Origin of the sequence: Andreprevotia sp. IGB-42 (assembly GCF_009848685.1) — a bacterium.
GTDB lineage: Bacteria > Pseudomonadota > Gammaproteobacteria > Burkholderiales > Chitinibacteraceae > Andreprevotia.
The window spans coordinates 107,711-126,578 of record NZ_WXTX01000003.1 but is presented as its reverse complement, the minus strand read 5'-3'; the positions used below and the strand labels follow the sequence as shown (position 1 = coordinate 126,578).

The window sequence follows — 18,868 nt, the reverse complement described above, 5'->3', positions numbered from 1 at the left end:
GTGGTCAGTCTGCGGCTCTGGGGGGCGCCAGTACTGTCGGCACCGCAGTAGCGAGCATGCCGGGGTAATCACGGCTGTAGTGCAGGCCGCGGCTTTCCTTGCGCTCCATCGCGCAGCGCACGATCAGCTCGGCGGTGGTAACGAGGTTGCGCAGCTCGATCAGGTCATTGCCCACGCGGAAGTTGCTGTAGTACTCGTGGATTTCACTCTGCAGCAGCTGGATGCGGTGCAAAGCACGCTCCAGCCGCTTGTTGGTACGCACGATGCCCACGTAATCCCACATGAAGCGGCGCAGCTCATCCCAGTTGTGCGAGATCACCACCTCTTCGTCCGGATCGGTCACGCGGCTTTCGTCCCATTCCGGCGCTTTCGGTGGCTTTGCGTTGCCGCGTTGCAGGATGTCGTTGGCGGCAGCCTTGCCCAGCACCATGCATTCGAGCAGCGAGTTGGAGGCAAGGCGATTGGCACCGTGCAGGCCGGTGCACGCCACTTCACCCACGCCATACAAGCCGGCAATGTCGGTCTGGCCCTTCAGGTCCACCACCAGGCCACCGCAGGTGTAATGCGCGGCCGGCACCACGGGTATCGGCTCCTTGGTGATGTCGATGCCCAGCTCCAGGCAGCGCTGATAGATGGTGGGGAAGTGTTCCTTCACGAAGCGGGCCGGCTTGTAGCTGATATCCAGGTACACGCAGTCGTAACCGCCTTTTTTCATTTCGAAGTCGATGGCGCGTGCCACCACGTCACGCGGGGCCAGTTCGGCGCGCTCGTCATGATGGGGCATGAAGCGCGTGCCGTCCGGCAGGCGCAGGATGCCGCCTTCGCCGCGTACCGCCTCGGTAATCAGGAAGGATTTGGCATCCGGGTGGTACAGGCAGGTGGGATGGAACTGGATGAATTCCATGTTGGCCACGCGGCAGCCGGCGCGCCAGCCGATGGCGATGCCGTCGCCGGTGGCCACATCCGGATTGCTGGTATACAGATACACCTTGCCCGCACCGCCGGTGGCCAGCACCGTATGGCTGGCCAGCACGGTTTCCACCTTGTCCGCTTCGATATCGTAAACGTAGGCGCCCCATACGCGCTGATCCGCGCTGCCCAGCTTCCTGGCGGTAATCAAGTCGAGCGCAATGTGGTTTTCCAGTACGGTGATATCGGGGTGCGCCGCGACCTTGGTGGCCAGCGTTTCGATGACCGCAGCCCCGGTGGCATCGGCTGCGTGAATGATGCGGCGATGGCTGTGGCCGCCTTCGCGCGTCAGGTGGTAGCCGTGGTAGTTGATGTCGCCCGATTCATCCTTGGTGAACGGCACGCCCATGGCAATCAGCCAGTCGATGGCTTCGCGCGAGTGCTCGATGATGAAGCGGGTGGCATCGGCATCGCACAGGCCGGCACCGGCAACGAAGGTATCCTTGATATGCAGCTCGACGCTGTCGTGGTTATCGAGCACCCCGGCGATGCCGCCTTGTGCCCAGCCACTGCCGCCATCGCGCAATTCGCGCTTGGTAACCAGCCCGACCTTGAGCGTGTCTGCCAGGTGCAGTGCCATGGTCATGCCACCCAGACCGCTGCCCACGATCAGTACATCGAATTGCTGCATTGCCCTTGTTCCATCTTGCACGGTAGGCCGGTAAATATAACAGAGCGGCTGCGCTTGCCGTGCGCAAAGCGCTAAGTCAGAATCGGCGCCTTGTCGGTGCTTGCAAAATCGTGGTGTTGCCACGATCTGTACGCAGATAGCATGAGGCCCGCATGACGGGCCCTGAGCGCCGACTGTACGGAGCACGCATTGGAAAAACCCACAGAACGGGATATCGACGCAGAGCTGGTCGCACGGGCGCAAGCCGGCGACAAGCGTGCGTTCGAGCTGCTGGTAGCCAAGTACCAGCGGCGGATTGCCCGCCTTTTGACACGCCTGATCCGCGATCCGCATGAGATTGAGGATGTAACGCAGGAGGCCTTCATCAAGGCTTACCGCGCGCTGCCGTCTTTTCGCGGCGAATCGGCCTTTTATACCTGGCTGTATCGCATCGCGATCAACACGGCCAAGAATTACCTCGCCTCGCTGGGGCGCCGCCCGCAATTGTCGACCGACTACGAAGACGAAGACGGTGAGACACTGGACGCTGCGGCACAAATACCGGATCACAACACACCGGAATCTGAACTCTCCAACCGGCAGATTGTCAGAACTGTCAATGAAGCTGTCGACGCATTGCCTGAAGAGCTGCGCACGGCCATTACACTGCGAGAGATGGACGGCCTGTCTTACGAGGACATTGCCGATGCAATGAATTGCCCGATCGGCACCGTGCGCTCGAGAATTTTCCGGGCGCGCGAGGCGATAGCCGGCAAGTTGAAACCGCTGTTGGAGACCGTTGGCAAGGATCGCCGCTGGTAGCCCTGCAGGGCGCCTGAACGGGATTTGATCACGACGTGTTTAGAGGCTGAAAAATGAAAGAACAATTATCCGCGCTACTTGATGGTGAACTTGCCGGTGAAGACTGCGATGCGGTGCTGCGCGCAATCGGCAATGATCCTGCATTGCAGACAGACTGGCAGCAATGGCATCTGGTCGGCGATGCACTCAAGAAAGAGCATCCCATCCTCTCGCCGGATTTCATGAGCCGCTTTTGCGAGCGCCTTGCCGCAGAACCGATCGTGATTGCACCCGTGGTGCATCGTCGCAAGCGGGATCTGATCCGCCGCGCGATCGCACCGGTATCGGTTGCTGCGTCGGTGGCGTTTGTCAGCATGGTGGGCTGGCAGGCATACCGCGGCGCATCCCAGCAGCCCGTGGCGCAGTTTGCCCAGACGGCTGCCGCTGCGCAGGCAGACAGTGCACGCCTGCGCGCCTATCTGGCTGCGCATCGTGCTGATAATGGCAATGTGTTTGCCAGCCAGGATGTAATGAACGTGTCTTATCAGGATTCCCCTACACGATGATGGCTACGGCGGGATTGAAGTGGTGCGCACCACTGGTGCTGGCGCTGGGTTTGGCGCTGCCTGCTGCTCAGGCTGCACCCGGCGATATATTGTCGAATCAGGATGCGGCACAACTGCTTAACCGGATGGCACGGGCCCCGCAGGATGTCTCCTATCAGGGCGTATATATCCACCAGTTCGTCGATCGCATGGAAGCCGTGCGCGTGGTGCATATCCGTGATGGCAGTTTCGAGGCAGAGCGTCGCGAATCGCTGGACGGATCACCGCGCGAATACTTGCGCCAAGGTGATCAGGTCAGCCTGTTCCTGCCGGAAAATGGCCAGATTTCGCTGGATCGTCACCACACTAGCAAGCTTTTCCCCCGCCAGTTGCCGGATCAGCCGGAGCAATTGCTGGCCGGTTATCAGATACGCCAGCTCGGCCGTGAACGCGTGGCCGGCCTGGAAACCGAAATCTATGATTTCGAGCCGCGCGACAAATTGCGTTTCCTGCATCGCTTCTGGATCCATCCGGAAAGTGGCTTGACTCTGAAGGCTGCCATGTTCGGGCAGAAACGCGAATTGATGGATTTGCAGGTTTTCTCGCAGGTCCAGGTGGGTGGGGCAATCAGCCGCAAATTGCTGCGGCCTGCTCATCCGCTCAAACCGGTGCCCATTGAAGCCAGTGGCGTCAGTGGTGGCCTGCCGGACAAGCAACTGGACGTACGCGCGGTGCCGCAAGGGTTTCAGTTGCTGCGCCAGGTGCAGCGTCCCATGGTTGTGCATGGCAAGCCGGTCACGCACCAGCTTTTCAGCGATGGTCTGGTCAGCGTTTCCGTTTTCATAGAGCCCTATGATGGCAAGGTGCCACTGGGTCTGGCAGACCAGGGGCCGGTCAATCTGTATTCCCGTCAGGTTGGCCCCTATCTCGTCACGGTGCTGGGTGAGGTGCCCGCCGAAACCGTCCAGGTATTTGCCGGTGTCTATCAGTGGAAGAGCCGCTGACGCGTCAACCTGCAATGCAATTGCGCGTTGGGAACAAAGTGCATGCATTTTCGTCGAATGCTGCACGAATTGCCGGTAACGACGGCCTGTGAAGGTTGTCGTTACCGCGTTCGAATCCTGCATAACATTCCGCAAGAAACAAGGAAGAACCCACGATGATCAAAAACTGGATCGCTACCGGCCTGCTCACGTTCGGTTTTACGGCTGCAGCACAGGCAGCGGCGCCGGCTTCATTGCCAGACTTTACCCAACTGGTCGAAAAGGAAGGCAAGGCTGTCGTCAATATCTCCACTACGGCAACCATTACCGATCAGGCGCAGTTTGGCGGCGACGAGGATGTCCTCGATCTGTTCCGCCGTTTCGGTTTTCCCACCCCGCCTGGCGGGCGTGGCCAGCAAGGCCAGCCGCAGGAGCGGCAAACCCAATCACTGGGCTCCGGCTTCATCATTGAATCCGGTGGCTATATCCTGACCAACGCACACGTGATTGCGCAGGCGGATGAAATCAAGGTCAAGCTGACCGACAAGCGTGAATTCAAGGCCAAAGTCATCGGCTCGGACGCGCGTACCGATGTCGCCTTGCTGAAAATCGAGGCGACCAACCTGCCCAAGGTTGATCTGGGCAGCGCTGAAAAACTCAAGGTGGGTGAATGGGTGGCGGCGATCGGTGCCCCGTTCGGCTTCGAGAATAGCGTGACAGCCGGCATCGTATCGGCCAAGGGCCGTAGTCTGCCGGATGAAACCTTCGTGCCATTCATCCAGACCGATGTGGCGATCAATCCGGGGAATTCGGGTGGGCCGCTATTCAATCTGGCTGGCGAGGTCGTCGGGATCAATTCGCAGATATACAGCCGCTCCGGTGGTTTCATGGGGCTGAGTTTTTCCATTCCCATCGATGTGGCGATGAAGGTGGCTGAAGAACTCAAGGCGACCGGGCATGTGACACGTGGCCGTATCGGCGTGACCATCCAGGACGTCACCGAGGAACTGGCCAAGAGCTTCGGCTTGCCCAAGGCGGGCGGGGCGTTGCTGTCGTCGATCGAGAAGGATGGCCCGGCGGACAAGGCTGGCCTCAAGCCAGGCGATATCATCCAGAAATTCAATGGCCAGCCGATTGCCACGCCGGGTGATCTGCCACGGTTGGTGACTGCAACCAAGCCGGGTACCCAGGCCAAGGTGCAGGTATGGCGTGACCGCGCAACGCGTGATGTCACATTGACCGTGGGCCAGCTCGATGCGGCAGACAAAGCGTCCAAAGAGCGTGAATACAAGGGCGGGCAACGCCAGGAGGACAGCAACCGCTTCGGCCTGACGGTGCGCGAACTCAATGCGCGTGAACTCAAGCAACTCGGCCTCAAGTTTGGCCTGGTGGTGCAGGCGGCAGCGGGTGCTGCTGGCCGCGCGGGACTGCAGCAGGGCGACGTGCTGGCGGGTATCGGCAATAGCGAAGTGACCAGCATGCAGCAACTGCGCAATGCATTGAACGTGCTCAAACCGGGCGAAACAATCGCCCTGCGGGTGATTCGTGGTGACGGCGCGCAGTTCCTGACACTGAAGGCGCCGGAGAAGGCGGATAAATGACTACGTTGACGCTGTATGGCCGCACTTATTGTTCATTGTGCACGGTGATGCGTGAGCAGCTGGCGGTGCTGGCGCCGGAGAAAGGCTTTACGATCAGTTGGGTGGATGTCGACGACGACGACGCGCTGGAGCAGAAATACGGTGAGCTGGTACCGGTTCTGGAGCGCGGGGACGGGGTGGAGATTTGCCACTATCATCTCGACTTGGCCGCGCTGGATGAATGCCTGGCCAAAATCCGGTAAGATTGCGGGCAGACAGCACTGAACGGGGCACGCGCGGCGTGCCCCTTTTTCGTAACACGGAAGTCCATGGACCATATTCGCAATTTTTCTATCATCGCCCACATCGACCACGGCAAGAGCACGCTCGCCGACCGCTTCATCCAGTTTTGCGGTGGCCTGGAAATGCGCGAGATGAGTGAACAGGTGCTTGACTCGATGGATATCGAGAAAGAGCGCGGCATCACCATCAAGGCACAGACCGCAGCGCTGACCTACAAGGCGCGCAATGGCGAGATTTACAATCTCAACCTGATCGATACCCCCGGGCACGTGGACTTCAGCTATGAAGTGAGCCGTTCGCTTTCTGCTTGCGAAGGCGCACTGCTGGTGGTGGATGCTTCGCAAGGCGTCGAGGCGCAGACGGTAGCCAACTGCTATACCGCCATCGAGCTGGGCGTGGAAGTGCGCCCGGTGCTCAACAAGATCGATTTGCCTGCAGCCGAGCCCGAGCGCGTGGCGCAGGAAATCGAAGACATCATCGGGATTGAGGCGACAGACGCCGTACGCGCATCCGCCAAGGCGGGTATCGGTATCGAAGACATTCTGGAAGAAGTCATCAGCAAGATCCCGGCGCCGAGAGGCAATCCGGAAGGGCCGTTGAAGGCGTTGATCATCGACTCGTGGTTCGACAACTACGTGGGCGTGGTGATGCTGGTGCGCGTGGTGGACGGCGAAATCCGCCCCAAGGACAAGATCCTGTTCATGTCGACCAAGGCGCAGCATCTTTGCGAGCAGGTTGGCGTGTTCACGCCCAAATCGGTACAGCGCGATGTATTGCGCGCTGGCGAAGTGGGCTTCGTGATTGCGGGCATCAAGGAGCTGGCATCGGCCAAGGTGGGCGACACCATCACCATCGCCAAAACGCCGGCCACAGAGGCGCTGCCAGGCTTCAAGGAAGTGAAGTCGCAGGTGTTTGCCGGCCTGTATCCGATCGAATCGCATGATTATGAATCGCTGCGCGATTCGCTGACCAAGCTCAAGCTCAACGATGCGGCGCTGCAGTTCGAGCCGGAAGTATCGCAGGCGTTGGGCTTCGGCTTCCGCTGCGGTTTCCTCGGCCTGTTGCACCTGGAAATCGTGCAGGAGCGGCTGGAGCGCGAGTTCGATATGGACCTGATCACCACGGCGCCGACCGTGGTATATGAGCTGGTGCTCAAGGATGGCACCATCACGCATATCGAGAACCCGTCCAAGCTGCCCGAGCAAACCAAGTACGAAGAAATCCGCGAACCCATCATTACCGCCACCATTCTGGTGCCGCAGGATTATGTGGGTGCGGTGATGACCTTGTGTAATCAGAAGCGCGGCTCGCAACGCAATATGCAGTACATGGGCCGCCAGGTGATGCTGACCTATGACATGCCCATGGCCGAAGTGGTGATGGATTTCTTTGACCGTCTCAAATCCGTATCGCGCGGTTATGCTTCGCTTGATTATGACTTCAAGGAATTCCAGGCCGCAGATCTGGTCAAGCTCGATGTGCTCGTCAACGGCGAAAAGGTCGATGCGTTGAGCCTTATCGTGCACCGCAGCACCAGCGTGTATCGCGGCCGTGAACTCGTCAGCAAGATGCGTGAGCTGATCCCGCGGCAAATGTACGACGTTGCGGTGCAAGCGGCCATTGGCGGTGCCATCATTGCGCGTGAAAACGTCAGGGCAATGCGCAAGGATGTGCTGGCCAAGTGTTATGGCGGCGACATCACCCGCAAGAAAAAACTGCTCGAGAAACAGAAGGCCGGCAAGAAGCGCATGAAGCAGGTAGGCAATGTGGAAATCCCGCAGGAAGCCTTCCTCGCCATCCTGCAGGTCAGCGACAAGTAACCTTACCCGGCATCCTAGGAAGTCTGCATGAACTGGATTTATATCGGCATTGCGCTAGCTGTCATCGGCCCCATCATGGCGATGATCGGCGCCAAGCATGAACGCAAGAATGGCGAGGCACCACAACTGGTGCAATACGGCTATATGGCGGTGATCATCGGCGTATTCATCCTGCTGGTACAGATGCTGTCGATTGCGTGGGCAATGCTGCTGTTCGTACTGGTGACGGGTGTGGTTTGGGCGCTGGACAAATTCGTGCTGGCCAGGAAGCGTGGCGATGCGCCGCCGTCAGACTGGGTTGAATATGGCCGTGGCTTCTTCCCGGTGATCTTGGTGGTGTTCCTGCTGCGCGCCTTTCTGGTCGAGCCGTACCAGATTCCGTCGTCGTCGATGCGCCCGGGCCTGGTGGTCGGTGACTTCATCCTGGTGAACAAGTTTGCCTATGGCGTGCGTGTACCCATTGCCAACAATGTGATCATTCCGGTCGGTACCCCGCAGCATGGCGACGTGATGGTGTTCAATTATCCGCAGAACCCCAAGATCGACTACATCAAGCGCGTGATCGGCTTGCCGGGTGATCTGGTGGAATACCGCAACAAGCGCCTGACCATCAATGGCCAGCCGGTTGCCAGCATGCCGGCGGGCCAGCATGAATACGTGGAAGGTCTGGGTCTGGTCAGCAATGACCAGGCGATGGAGAAGTACGGTACGCACCAGTACTACACACTGACCGTGAAGGACATGCCGTCGTATTCGCTCTCCAACGTCAGCGATTTCCCGTACCGCGAAAACTGCCGCTATGATGACGAAGGATTCAGCTGCAAGGTACCGGATGGTCACTACTTCATGATGGGTGATAACCGCGATCACAGTGCGGATGGACGCTATTGGGGTTTCGTGCCCGACTCGTATATTGTCGGCAAGGCATTCCTGGTCTGGTTCAATCCGAAAGCGCTGGGCCGTATCGGTACCCGCATTCAATAAAATATATAGAAACATTGAGGACTAGATGATGCGTGCACAACGTGGCTTGAGCTTGTTCGGTTTCATGATCATTTCCATCGTGGTCATTCTGGTTGCCGTGCTTTTCATGAAGGCATCGCCAGCGTACGTGGAATATTTCTCGGTCAAGAAAGCCATCGATAACGTGATTCGTGACCAGGGTGGCGCTTCGCCTTCATCACTCAGGGATGCGTTTGTCCGTCAGGCAACCATCAGCAATATCCAGGCCGTCAAGGCTGAAGATCTGGTGATTGTGCAGACGGGTAGCTTGACCAAGATTTCTGTTGCTTACGAGCAGGTCGTTCCCTTGTTTGCCAATATCAGCCTGCTGTTCGATTTCGAATATTCGAAATCGAGTGGCTCCAGCAGCCAGTAAGCGATTGTGGCTGTCGTATTGCCTACCGAGCGTCTGTGCAGGGCGCTCGGTTATGTTTTTTCAGATACCGGATTGCTGCGCCAGGCGCTGACGCATCGCAGTTTCTCGTCCAGCAATAATGAGCGGCTCGAGTTCATCGGCGATGGCGTGCTCAATGCCACTATCGCCCGTGTGCTCTACCTGCAATTCCCGCAGCTGAACGAAGGCGAGCTATCCCGTCTGCGTGCCAGCCTGGTTCGCCAGGAGGCACTGGCCGAAGTGGCCAGTGGCTTGCAGCTGGGTGATTACCTGAGCCTGGGTGAGGGCGAGCTGAAAAGTGGCGGCCATCGCCGACCGTCCATCCTGGCGGATGCGCTGGAGGCGATTTTTGGTGCAATCTGGCTGGATGGTGGCTTTGCGCAGAGCGAGGCAGCCATAGAACGGCTGTTTGCCGCGCGCATCAGCAATATCGATCCGACCCAGGCCTTGAAGGACCCCAAGACGGGTTTGCAGGAATGGTTGCAGGCACGACGGCAGGATCTGCCCGAATATCGCGTGCTGCGCCAAGACGGCGAATCACCGAATCAGGTTTTTGAAGTCGGCTGCGAAGTGAAAGCGCTGAAGGTGATTGCGCGCGCCGAAGGCCCCAGCCGCCGTGCGGCCGAGCAGGATGCCGCTGCGCTGGTGCTGGCCCAACTCAGACAAAATTACCCCGGCAAGCGGCTTTGAACATTGCCTGTGCCGGGCGGAGCAACAAGATGACCGAAGAAATCCAGACCCCGCCTGAAGCGGGCGATTACCGTTGCGGCTTTGTCGCGATCGTGGGCCGTCCCAATGTGGGAAAATCCACGCTGATGAACCAGTTGATCGGCCAGAAGATCAGCATTACGTCCAAGAAAGCGCAAACCACGCGCCATCGCATTACCGGTGTGCTTACATCCGATACCGCGCAGTTCGTGTTTGTCGATACCCCGGGTTTCCAGACCAAATATCGCAATGCGCTGAACCAGGCGATGAACCGCAGCGTAACCACCACGCTGGCCGATGTGGATGTGATCCTGTTCGTGATCGAGGCTGGCAAGTTTGGTGCGCCGGATCAGGAAGTGCTGAAGCTGCTGCCGAAAAACCGGCCGGTGGTGCTGGTGATCAACAAGATGGATGAAGTGGCGGATAAATCGAGCCTGCTGCCTTTCCTGTCCAGCATGTCGCAACAGCGTGACTTTGCTGCCATCGTGCCGATTGCCGCGCTCAAGGCGCAGATGCTGGATGTACTGGTCAAGGCAGTCGAGCCGATGCTGCCCGAATCCACGCCGTTCTACGACGAAGACCATGTGACTGATCGCAATGAACGCTTCCTGGCGGCCGAGATGATCCGTGAAAAGGTTTTCCGTCTGATGGGTGACGAACTGCCGTATGCGATCACGGTCGAGATCGAGAAGTTCACCGAAGAAGAAACCAAGGATGGCCGCGAGTTGCGGCATATCCATGCGGCCATTCTGGTCGATCGCGATAGCCAGAAGTCGATGCTGATCGGCCGCAATGGCGAGAAGCTCAAGCGCATTGCCAGCGAAGCACGGCAGGACATGGAAAAACTGTTCGAAGCCAAGGTGTTTCTCGAAGTCTGGGTAAAAGTGAAGGGCGGCTGGGCAGACGATACACGTCTGGTGCGCCAGTTCGGCTACGAATAAGGCCACCGCCGGCCACCGATGACTGCATCATCTGCTGCCTCCAAGCCACGCCGGCGCAAGCCGGCATCCGTGCCGCGCGTGGATGCCGCACCCGCATTCATCCTGCACCAGTACCCGTACCGCGAAACCAGCAAGCTGCTGGATGTATACAGCCGTGACCATGGCAGGGTGATGGTGGTGGCCCGCGGCGCGCAGCGGCCCGGCTCGCAATTGCGCGGAGTATTGCTGGCCTTCCAGCCCGTGCTGTTGTCCTGGTTTGGCGCAGGTGAAGTCAAGACCCTGCACACTGCCGAATGGCAGGGTGGTTTGCCGCAGTTGACCGGTTTGCCATTGCTTTGCGGCTTCTACCTCAATGAGCTGTTGATCAAGCTGTTGCCGCGTGACGACATTAACCCGCAATTGTTCGTCAGCTATTTCGAGGCGATCCGCGCGCTGGCGCAATTTGATCAGATGCGCGTCGAACCCATCCTGCGCAGCTTCGAGCTCGTGCTGATCCGGGTGCAGGGCTATGCGCCGGACTGGACCTGTGAGGTGAATGGTCTACCTGTGCGGGCTGGTCTTGCCTATGCGTACGATGTCAGCCATGGCATTACCGCACATCAGGGAACCGGCCCCGCATTCGACGGACAAACCTTGCTGGATGCAGGCGCTGGCGCATTTCAGGATGATCGTGCTTTAGCCCAGGGTAAGCTGCTGATGCGCCAAGTGCTGGGAGAAATCCTTGGCGATGCACCGCTGCATACGCGCAGACTGTTGCTGGATTTGCAAAAATTGTGACATCAGTAAACGCTGATTTCCCGCTATGCGTAAGCTGACGCTAAAATACCTCACCAATCGCTGGCCAAACTGACATATTGCCGTAATTCCTGCGTAGCAGTAGCAGATCGGCTATGCTCGGAGAGTCTGAGTCAGAACAAGCTTCACCCGGGAGAGAACATGCTCAGTATCAGCCATGAACCGAATTATCTGCACGTTGCCGTGCTGAGCGAATTCACCGTGCACGACTTCCGTGAGTTCGAAGAAGAAGTGCTGTACGAGATCCGTTTTCGCGGTGCGGTGAACCTGCTTTTTGATTTGACGGAAATGCTGGGCTATACCCTCGACATGGCGTTGGAAGAAATCAGGTTCGCGCGTGCGCATCGCCGTGACTTCAAGCGTGTTGCCATTGTCGCAGATGATCAGTGGGTAACTTGGTCGGCATGGCTCAACCAGTTGCTTTCCGAGGCAGAAATCGAAGTCTTCTCCGATGTCGATGCTGCCCAGGGCTGGTTGAACGAGGATATGTCCGATGTCGAGGCTGCCGCCTGAAAACCATACTCCAAGCGCCAATCAACGATAAGCCCTATGCGTGAAATGATCAGCAGCCTGTTCTCCCGCGACAAGTCGCCCTTTGTTGGCCTCAAGCAGGCCGCCGGCTGGATATCAAGACTGGAGCAAGACGATCCTGCTACCCAGCGCCTGAAGCTGCTGCAGGCGCTGGATGACTTCCTGAACGGCCAGCGCAAGCTCAATATGGAAATCCTGCAGGCAGTGATGCTGGTGGATGATGCCGCGCAGACCGGCTTTGATGCGATTTGCTATCAGTACATCTCCAACCCGCGCATGTCCAAGGAGATCGAGCAGAAGCTGTGGCGCGATATTGTCGGCTTTTCACAAACCTGGGTATCGGTTTACCAGAAGTTCGTTCAGCACGAACCTGCATCGGTTGAGCGTACAGGCTTCGAGGAATTGATGCCCAAGGTGCTGGCGCGCAGCCTGCATTATCTGTCCACCCAGGCCAAGTGGCATTATTTTCACTTCGAGAAAGTGCCGGGTGATCTGTGGACCTTGATACACCGCTTGTATCGCCTTTCTGAAGTTGACGGTTTTGACAGCAACCCTTTCCAGCTCTATCCGCACCGGGCTGACGAGATCAGCTCCTGTGCCGATGAGTACATCCAGATCCTGATGCTGGCCACGCTGGCAAGCAACAACCTGTCCGTGCGCCAGCTGGACTGGGCCGATCAATGGCTGAACCGCTGGTCCAAGCTGATCCAGCTGTCACGCAAATTCCAGCAGGATCGCCACCATTTCTGCATCAACCTGCAGGAGCCGCTGGGGCCGCAGAAGATCCAGCCCGATTCGAGTGGCGAGCCATACCGTTACTGGAGCCTGTTCGACATGATGTCGGACATGCAAGATGCACTGCGCAAGCTGGAGCAAGGCGTTGCCCCCAAGGAACTGGGCCTGGGCAGTGATATCCGTACCCCTTCATGCCTGGAGTTGCTCAAGCACCTGGATGTGTTCTGGACCATGGCTATCCGCAATGCCGAAGTCACGCGCAGTGAGCGCCGTGATGTGCGCAAGGCAGCGGATGTGGTGTACACGCTGGAGAAAATCTACGCCAGCGTGCGCAGCGACAACGACAAATACTCGCGCCAACCCACCGAGACCAAAGTGCAGGTCGATTACGATGAAATCATGGATATGCGTCTGTATGGTTTTGTCTCCTCGCGTACCCGTTCCAAGCAGATCCACAACCCGTATTCCGTACCCAACAAGCAGCAGGAATGGGTGACCTGGACCATAGAGAACGAGTCGGATGGCGGTTACGGCGCCTTGCTGCGCTTTTCTGAAAACGAATGGGTGCGGCCTGGTCTGTTGCTGGGGCTGCGCCTCGACGCCAGCGAGAACTGGAAGGTTGGCGTAGTCAGACGGCTGAGCCGCAAGAGTGATGACGAGGTTTATGCCGGCATACAGGTGCTGTCGAGCACCCCGGTAGCCGTCAGCATGCACTCTGCCGAGCAAGACAGGCTGGAGCAGATTTCGGTGACGGAGATGACGCCTTTTGGCGTCGAGTTGCCCAATATGCGTACCGCGCTATATATCCCGCATCAGGTAGATGGTGCCAATATCAATACCTTGCTGATCCGTTCTGCTGATTACAGCGTGGGGCGTATATACCGGGTACAGGCGCGGGATCGCGTGTTTACCGTGAGCTTGGGGGCACTGCTGGAAAAGGGCGTGGAATGGACTTGGGTAACCGTGCAGGTACTGCGCCAGGAAAGCTGAGTGGGGGAAGGCCAGGTTCACATGGATGCAACAAGAAACGGCGCTTTGAAGCGCCGTTTCTTGTTGCTGCTTGATGGATTGATGCCGTTTTCAGCTTGCGAGCCGCTGGCCAAGAAACTGGCCGATGGCCCTGATTTCCGGCAGGCAGACCGAATGCGGCATCGGGTAGGTATGCCATTGCACCGGGTTGCCCAGTGCTTCGACGCTGGCAACGGCCTTTTGCCCCAAGGCCAGCGGCACAACCGGGTCGCTGGTGCCATGCGCCGCAAGCACCGGTGTGCCGGCGTTGGCAGCCAACGCATCACCGGTCAGCAGTGCCGGTGCCGGCAGGTAGGTGGACAGCGCCACGATGCCTGCCAGTGGCTCCGGGTGCGTCAGCCCGGCGGTATACGCAATGGCGCCGCCTTGCGAGAAACCGGCCAGCACGATGCGGGATGAAGCAATGCCGCGTGCGTTTTCGGCTGCGATCAGTGCGCGGATCATGCCGACCGAAGCGAGCACGCCGGCTTCATCCGCGTGGCGGCTGATTTCATCGAAATGCAGGATGTCATACCAGGCGCGCATCACGTAGCCATTGTTGCAGGTGATCGGCATGTGCGGTGCATGCGGAAAAATGAAGCGTACCGCCAGTCCGGCGGGCAGGCCCAGCTCCGGCACGACAGAAACGAAATCATTGCCATCGGCACCCAGGCCATGCAGCCAGATCACGCTGGCAACGGGGTTGGGGCCGGACTGTACTTCTTCGAAGGGGAGCAGGTCGCTCATGCGGTTCCTTGCGGCTTGTTCGCGCTTTTGGGCCGGAACGCCGCGACGACATCCGGCCGGGTTTCGATATAGGGGCCACCCAGCAACTGGATGCAATACGGCACGCTGGCGAAGATGCCGGGCACGAGTACCTTGCCATCGGCATCTTTCACGCCTTCCAGCGTTTCCCGGATGGACTTGGGCTGGCCTGGCAGGTTCAGGATCAGGCTGGCGGCCCGGATCACCCCCACCTGGCGGCTGAGCAGCGCGGTGGGTACGTAATGCAGGCTGATCTGGCGCATCTGTTCGCCAAAACCGGGCATCACGCGGTCTGCAACGGCCAGCGTGGCATCCGGCGTCACGTCGCGCGGTGCCGGCCCGGTGCCGCCGGTGGTCAGCACCAGCTGGCAACCCTGCTCATCGACCAGCGCCTGCAGCGCGGCTTCGATCTGCGGCTGTTCATCCGGGATCAGCCGCTGTTCCAGCGTGAAGGGGGTGAGCAGCGCACCGGCCAGCCATTCCGCCAGTGCCGGCAGGCCCTTGTCGCCGTACACGCCGCTGGCTGCGCGGTCGGATACCGATACCAGACCGATTTTCAGTTCAGCCATGCGCGCGCAACACCTCAAGCGTGATGCCGCTGGCCGAGACTTTCAGTGCAATATCGTGCCAGTCGCGGATGATCAGATCCGCGTCGCCCAGTTGCTCGATCGGGTGCGACGTTGCCAGTGCCACCACGGTCATGCCGGCCGCCTTGGCAGACTGGATGCCGCTGATGGCATCTTCGAACACCAGGCAATCGGCCGGATCGACACCGTGATGCGCGGCGGCCATCAGATAAGGCTCCGGGTGCGGCTTGCCGTTCTTCACGTCATCGCCACCGATCACGTGCTCCGGGATGGCAAGGCCGACGAAGCCCAGTTTGGCCGCCGCCAGCGCATGCGTGGCAGAGGTGACGATGGACCAGCGCGCGCCACCCAGCGATGCCAGCATGGCCTGCACGCCGGCAATCGCCGTGGTGCCATCCAGCGTGACCGCTTCTTCCGCCAGCAATTGGCGTACTTCTTCCTGCACATCAAGGTGCGGCGCCACTTCCGGGATCACTTCCTGGCCGCGCCGGCCATGGATCTTGCTCATCAGCAACGGCACATCCACGCCATGCCGCTCGGCCCAGCGCCGCCATACCAGCTCGATCACCGGGGTTGAATCGATCAGCGTGCCATCCATGTCGAACAGCACCGCAGCAAAGTTGCGTTGTATGCTCACGCTTCGTCTTCCTCTGCGGTATCCAGGTGTGCGCCGGGCAGCGCGGGTTCCGGCTGGTATTGCTTGAGCAACTGGAACAATTCACGGAATGCCTTGGGCGGGCGCTGTTGCTCGCGTTCTTTCAGCGCATTGCGGATCAACTGGCGCAGTTGCTGTACATCGGCCTGCGGGAACTCGGCAATGAACGCTTCCAGCGCCTTCGGGTCGTCAACCAGCTTGTCGCGCTGGCGCTCCAGCTGGTGCAGCCAGGCGTTGTGGCGGTCGGAAACCCCGGCAATCGAATCGAGCAGTTCCTGGATGGGGGCAGGGTCCACATGCCGCATCCACTTGCCGATGTACTGCTTCTGGCGTGCAACGGCGCCATTGGCGGTGATTTTCTTGGCATCGATCAGCGCGTTGTACAGCCGCTCGGGCAGGTTCAGGCTTTGCAGCAGCTTTTTGTCGAGCGGGATCAGCGCCTCGCCCATGGCCTGCAGCGCCGCTGAATCACGCTTCATCTGGGATTTGCTGACGAGTTCGATTTCGTCGTCAGTGGGTTCGGTCTGCTTGTTGTGTCGAGGCATGGCGGGAAGCTAAGGTGCAAAAGCGTTATTATCCACCTATTCCAATTTGCGTTCGAACCGGAATTTGCTCCGGTTACCGCATTCAGCTCAAGGAAGCCTATGTCCGAGTTCAGCTTCAGCCAGCAGCAATTTACCGATCTGGTCCGTTTTACACTTGAAGAAGCACAGCGCCAGGGCGCTACCGCGTGTGATGTCGACGCCTCTGAAGGGTTTGGCCAGAATGTTTCGGTGCGCCTGGGCGAAGTCGAAACCATCGAATACAACCGCGACAAGGGCGTGGGCGTTACCGTTTATCTGGGGCAGCGCAAAGGGCATGCCAGTACATCGGATTTCTCGCGCCAGGCGCTGACCGATTCGGTGTCCGCTGCACTGGCGATTGCCCGCTACACTGCCGAGGACGAATTTGCCGGCCTGGCCGACCCGGCGCTGTTTGCTACCAGCTTCCCAGATTTCGATCTGTACCACCCATGGGCATTGCCGGTGGAAGCCGCCATCGAGCTGGCGAAGGAATGCGAGGCGGCTGGTCAGGCGGTGGATGAGCGCATCAGCAATTCCGAAGGCGGCAGCGTCAGTACCTCGGCATCGCGCTGGGTGTATGCCAATTCGCTGGGCTTCATCGGCCATGGCGACAGCACGCGTCACAGCATTTCTGCCGCGCTGATCGCCGAGGATGCCAGCGGCATGCAGCGCGACTACTGGTACACCAGCGCCCGTGCGCAGGGTGATCTGGACGGCGCCGCAGCAGTGGGCCGCCGTGCCGGCGAGCGCGCGGTGCGCCGGCTGGGTGCGCGCCGCATTAAGACCGGTGATTATCCGGTGCTGTTCGAAGCGCCAGTGGCGGGCTCGCTGATTTCGCACTGGGTATCTGCCATCAGCGGCTCCAGCCTGTATCGCAAATCCAGCTTCCTGCTCGATAGCCTGGGGCAGCAAGTGTTCTCGCCCATCGTGCAGATCGTGGAAGACCCTTTCCTGCTACGCGGCCAGGCCAGCGGCGCATTTGATGCCGAAGGGGTTGCCACCACGCGGCGCGATCTGGTCAGTGCCGGGGTGCTGAACGGTTATTTCCTGTCCAGCTACAGCGCCCGCAAACTGGGCATGGCCACTACCGCCAACGCGGGTGGCCCGCACAATCTGCTGGTACAGGCCACCGCCAGCTTCGAGCAATTGCTGCAGCAACTGGGTACCGGGCTGCTGGTGACCGAGTTGCTGGGCCATGGCATCAATATGGTGACCGGTGATTATTCACGCGGCGCGGCCGGCTTCTGGGTGGAGAACGGCGTGATCCAGTACGCGGTGGAGGAAATCACCATCGCCGGCAATCTGCGTGACATCTTCAAGGGCATCGTCGGCATCGGTGATGACATCGTGCCGGGCAGCAGCAAGCGGGTGGGCTCCATCCTGATCGACAAACTCACCGTCGCGGGCGAGTGATGATCATCGGCAAGCCCGATTACTGGGATCAGGCGTGTGCCGAGCTTTCCGCTGCCGATCCGGTGCTGGCAACGCTGATTGCCACCTATCCGCAAATCAGCCTGGAAGGGCGCGGTGACGCATTCCAGACGCTGGCGCGCTCCATCGTTGGCCAGCAGATTTCGGTGAAGGCGGCCGATTCGGTGTGGCGCCGCGTGCTGGCCGAACTGGGCACGATGGAGAGTGCGCATGTACTGGCAGCAGAAGTGGATGCGCTGCGCGCCTGCGGGCTGTCTGGCCGCAAGGTGGAGTATCTGCAGGCGCTGGCCACGCATCATGCGGCAGGGCGCCTCAACCCTGCCGACTGGGTGGCTTGGGATGATGACGCCATCATCACCGAGCTTACATCGATTCGTGGCATCGGGCGCTGGACGGTGGAAATGTTCCTGATGTTCCACCTGCTGCGCCCCAACGTGCTGCCCTTGGACGATATCGGCCTGATACGGGCAATTGCGTTGCACTACCACGCCGGAGAGCGGCTGGGCAAAGCCGAGGCCCGCAAGCTGGCGGCGCAGTGGCAACCGTGGTGCACGGTGGCCACATGGTACTTCTGGCGCAGCCTGGAACCGGTACCGGTTTCCTACTAGGCAGTCTTCACTTGGGTGGCCTTGCCGTCCGGTGGTACATCGGCTGCGGCCAGCTCTGCCATCACCTGCCACCAGCCGGCTTCCGCCGCCGGGCCGGCGGCGGCAAATACCCCCGCCAACAAATCCCGCTGGCTGTCCGACAATGCGCGCTCCAGTGCTGCGCCTGCGGTGCTGAGGCGCAAGCGGCGCACACGCTTGTCCTGCCCGCAGATCAGCGCCTCGATCAAGCCGGCCTGCTGCAGATCGCGCAGCGGCGCATTGAGTGCCTGCTTGCTCACACGCAGGCGCAGCAGCAGTTCGCCCACGGTGCTATCGGGCTGATGCCCGACAAAATACAGGATGCGATGGTGTACCCGGCTCAGGCCCCGTTCGGCCAGCAGCGCATCCGCCTTGGCGGTGAACGCGCGATAGCCGTGGAACAGCAATTCCAGTGCACGGTCGAGCGGGTGATTTATTTGGTCAATCATGTTGACTTTATTTTCTGATTGTAGAATTATTGGTCAATGTATATGACCTAATTGCGCTGTGCCAGCC

At 59.6% G+C, this 18,868-nt stretch carries 21 protein-coding genes; 15 read left to right on the top strand and 6 right to left on the bottom strand.

The window, feature by feature from the left end:
• Positions 1-4: 4 nt before the first annotated feature.
• A complete protein-coding gene (gene nadB / locus IGB42_RS05520; protein WP_159668156.1) occupies positions 5-1,600 on the bottom strand; it encodes an L-aspartate oxidase in 1,596 nt (531 codons plus the stop codon).
• A gap of 189 nt (positions 1,601-1,789) precedes the next feature.
• Here nadB and rpoE point away from each other — a divergent pair, with 189 nt between their 5' ends.
• From rpoE to IGB42_RS05455, 13 genes are all read left to right on the top strand, one after another.
• Positions 1,790-2,401: an RNA polymerase sigma factor RpoE gene (gene rpoE, locus IGB42_RS05515; RefSeq protein WP_159668153.1), complete on the top strand. Its 612-nt coding sequence runs from the start codon at positions 1,790-1,792 to the stop codon at positions 2,399-2,401.
• 53 nt (positions 2,402-2,454) lie between these two features.
• Positions 2,455-2,946, top strand: coding sequence for a sigma-E factor negative regulatory protein (locus IGB42_RS05510; RefSeq protein ID WP_159668150.1), 492 nt, complete (start codon positions 2,455-2,457; stop codon positions 2,944-2,946).
• Positions 2,943-3,929 (top strand): MucB/RseB C-terminal domain-containing protein, encoded by a 987-nt coding sequence (locus IGB42_RS05505; protein ID WP_159668147.1) that lies wholly within the window; start codon positions 2,943-2,945, stop codon positions 3,927-3,929. Before IGB42_RS05510 ends, IGB42_RS05505 begins: the two co-directional genes overlap by 4 nt.
• A gap of 155 nt (positions 3,930-4,084) precedes the next feature.
• Positions 4,085-5,509: a DegQ family serine endoprotease gene (locus IGB42_RS05500; protein ID WP_159668144.1), complete on the top strand. Its 1,425-nt coding sequence runs from the start codon at positions 4,085-4,087 to the stop codon at positions 5,507-5,509.
• On the top strand, positions 5,506-5,751 hold the full coding sequence (locus IGB42_RS05495; protein WP_159668141.1) for a glutaredoxin family protein: 246 nt from the start codon (positions 5,506-5,508) through the stop codon (positions 5,749-5,751). The genes IGB42_RS05500 and IGB42_RS05495 overlap by 4 nt, the downstream gene beginning before the upstream one ends.
• A 66-nt stretch (positions 5,752-5,817) precedes the next feature.
• Positions 5,818-7,611 carry a translation elongation factor 4 gene (gene lepA, locus IGB42_RS05490; protein WP_159668138.1) on the top strand — a complete coding sequence of 598 codons (1,794 nt, stop codon included), beginning with the start codon at positions 5,818-5,820 and terminating at the stop codon, positions 7,609-7,611.
• A 27-nt stretch (positions 7,612-7,638) separates the two neighbouring features.
• A complete protein-coding gene (lepB, locus tag IGB42_RS05485; RefSeq protein ID WP_159668135.1) occupies positions 7,639-8,595 on the top strand; it encodes a signal peptidase I in 957 nt (318 codons plus the stop codon).
• Positions 8,596-8,620: 25 nt separating this feature from the next.
• Entirely contained in the window at positions 8,621-8,989 is a 369-nt protein-coding gene (locus IGB42_RS05480; protein ID WP_159668132.1) for a DUF4845 domain-containing protein, read from the top strand.
• 6 nt (positions 8,990-8,995) lie between these two features.
• Positions 8,996-9,697: a ribonuclease III gene (gene rnc, locus IGB42_RS05475; RefSeq protein WP_159668129.1), complete on the top strand. Its 702-nt coding sequence runs from the start codon at positions 8,996-8,998 to the stop codon at positions 9,695-9,697.
• Between the two features lie 29 nt (positions 9,698-9,726).
• Positions 9,727-10,656: a GTPase Era gene (era, locus tag IGB42_RS05470; RefSeq protein ID WP_159668126.1), complete on the top strand. Its 930-nt coding sequence runs from the start codon at positions 9,727-9,729 to the stop codon at positions 10,654-10,656.
• 18 nt (positions 10,657-10,674) lie between these two features.
• Positions 10,675-11,433, top strand: a complete 759-nt coding sequence (gene recO, locus IGB42_RS05465; protein WP_159668123.1) for a DNA repair protein RecO — start codon at positions 10,675-10,677, stop codon at positions 11,431-11,433.
• Between the two features lie 159 nt (positions 11,434-11,592).
• Entirely contained in the window at positions 11,593-11,964 is a 372-nt protein-coding gene (locus IGB42_RS05460) for an STAS/SEC14 domain-containing protein (RefSeq protein WP_159668120.1), read from the top strand.
• Between the two features lie 36 nt (positions 11,965-12,000).
• The gene (locus tag IGB42_RS05455; protein WP_159668117.1) at positions 12,001-13,707 is read left to right on the top strand and encodes a hypothetical protein; all 1,707 of its coding nucleotides are present in this window, start codon (positions 12,001-12,003) and stop codon (positions 13,705-13,707) included.
• A gap of 90 nt (positions 13,708-13,797) precedes the next feature.
• On the opposite strand, the gene IGB42_RS05450 is transcribed toward IGB42_RS05455, so the two are convergent.
• The 4 genes from IGB42_RS05450 to yjgA are packed head-to-tail and all read right to left on the bottom strand — an operon-like array spanning position 13,798 to position 16,277.
• Positions 13,798-14,472 (bottom strand): alpha/beta hydrolase, encoded by a 675-nt coding sequence (locus IGB42_RS05450; RefSeq protein ID WP_159668114.1) that lies wholly within the window; start codon positions 14,470-14,472, stop codon positions 13,798-13,800.
• On the bottom strand, positions 14,469-15,059 hold the full coding sequence (mog, locus tag IGB42_RS05445; protein WP_159668111.1) for a molybdopterin adenylyltransferase: 591 nt from the start codon (positions 15,057-15,059) through the stop codon (positions 14,469-14,471). The genes IGB42_RS05450 and mog overlap by 4 nt, the downstream gene beginning before the upstream one ends.
• Positions 15,052-15,714 carry an HAD-IA family hydrolase gene (locus tag IGB42_RS05440; RefSeq protein WP_159668108.1) on the bottom strand — a complete coding sequence of 221 codons (663 nt, stop codon included), beginning with the start codon at positions 15,712-15,714 and terminating at the stop codon, positions 15,052-15,054. Before IGB42_RS05440 ends, mog begins: the two co-directional genes overlap by 8 nt.
• Positions 15,711-16,277, bottom strand: coding sequence for a ribosome biogenesis factor YjgA (yjgA, locus tag IGB42_RS05435; protein ID WP_159668105.1), 567 nt, complete (start codon positions 16,275-16,277; stop codon positions 15,711-15,713). Before yjgA ends, IGB42_RS05440 begins: the two co-directional genes overlap by 4 nt.
• A 99-nt stretch (positions 16,278-16,376) precedes the next feature.
• Here yjgA and pmbA point away from each other — a divergent pair, with 99 nt between their 5' ends.
• On the top strand, positions 16,377-17,708 hold the full coding sequence (pmbA, locus tag IGB42_RS05430) for a metalloprotease PmbA (protein ID WP_159668102.1): 1,332 nt from the start codon (positions 16,377-16,379) through the stop codon (positions 17,706-17,708).
• The gene (locus IGB42_RS05425; RefSeq protein WP_159668099.1) at positions 17,708-18,334 is read left to right on the top strand and encodes a DNA-3-methyladenine glycosylase; all 627 of its coding nucleotides are present in this window, start codon (positions 17,708-17,710) and stop codon (positions 18,332-18,334) included. The genes pmbA and IGB42_RS05425 overlap by 1 nt, the downstream gene beginning before the upstream one ends.
• Here the strand turns inward: IGB42_RS05425 and IGB42_RS05420 are convergent.
• Entirely contained in the window at positions 18,331-18,801 is a 471-nt protein-coding gene (locus IGB42_RS05420; RefSeq protein WP_159668096.1) for a MarR family winged helix-turn-helix transcriptional regulator, read from the bottom strand. The two genes, IGB42_RS05425 and IGB42_RS05420, sit on opposite strands and share 4 nt — an antisense overlap.
• Positions 18,802-18,868: the final 67 nt, after the last annotated feature.

Coding starts and splice junctions, on each gene's coding strand:
- nadB (WP_159668156.1), bottom strand. CDS start 1,600: ATGCAGCAATTCGATGTACTGATCGTGGGCAGCGGTCTGGGTGGCATG.
- IGB42_RS05510 (WP_159668150.1), top strand. CDS start 2,455: ATGAAAGAACAATTATCCGCGCTACTTGATGGTGAACTTGCCGGTGAA.
- IGB42_RS05505 (WP_159668147.1), top strand. CDS start 2,943: ATGATGGCTACGGCGGGATTGAAGTGGTGCGCACCACTGGTGCTGGCG.
- IGB42_RS05500 (WP_159668144.1), top strand. CDS start 4,085: ATGATCAAAAACTGGATCGCTACCGGCCTGCTCACGTTCGGTTTTACG.
- IGB42_RS05495 (WP_159668141.1), top strand. CDS start 5,506: ATGACTACGTTGACGCTGTATGGCCGCACTTATTGTTCATTGTGCACG.
- lepA (WP_159668138.1), top strand. CDS start 5,818: ATGGACCATATTCGCAATTTTTCTATCATCGCCCACATCGACCACGGC.
- lepB (WP_159668135.1), top strand. CDS start 7,639: ATGAACTGGATTTATATCGGCATTGCGCTAGCTGTCATCGGCCCCATC.
- IGB42_RS05480 (WP_159668132.1), top strand. CDS start 8,621: ATGATGCGTGCACAACGTGGCTTGAGCTTGTTCGGTTTCATGATCATT.
- era (WP_159668126.1), top strand. CDS start 9,727: ATGACCGAAGAAATCCAGACCCCGCCTGAAGCGGGCGATTACCGTTGC.
- recO (WP_159668123.1), top strand. CDS start 10,675: ATGACTGCATCATCTGCTGCCTCCAAGCCACGCCGGCGCAAGCCGGCA.
- IGB42_RS05460 (WP_159668120.1), top strand. CDS start 11,593: ATGCTCAGTATCAGCCATGAACCGAATTATCTGCACGTTGCCGTGCTG.
- IGB42_RS05455 (WP_159668117.1), top strand. CDS start 12,001: ATGCGTGAAATGATCAGCAGCCTGTTCTCCCGCGACAAGTCGCCCTTT.
- IGB42_RS05450 (WP_159668114.1), bottom strand. CDS start 14,472: ATGAGCGACCTGCTCCCCTTCGAAGAAGTACAGTCCGGCCCCAACCCC.
- mog (WP_159668111.1), bottom strand. CDS start 15,059: ATGGCTGAACTGAAAATCGGTCTGGTATCGGTATCCGACCGCGCAGCC.
- yjgA (WP_159668105.1), bottom strand. CDS start 16,277: ATGCCTCGACACAACAAGCAGACCGAACCCACTGACGACGAAATCGAA.
- pmbA (WP_159668102.1), top strand. CDS start 16,377: ATGTCCGAGTTCAGCTTCAGCCAGCAGCAATTTACCGATCTGGTCCGT.
- IGB42_RS05425 (WP_159668099.1), top strand. CDS start 17,708: ATGATCATCGGCAAGCCCGATTACTGGGATCAGGCGTGTGCCGAGCTT.
- IGB42_RS05420 (WP_159668096.1), bottom strand. CDS start 18,801: ATGATTGACCAAATAAATCACCCGCTCGACCGTGCACTGGAATTGCTG.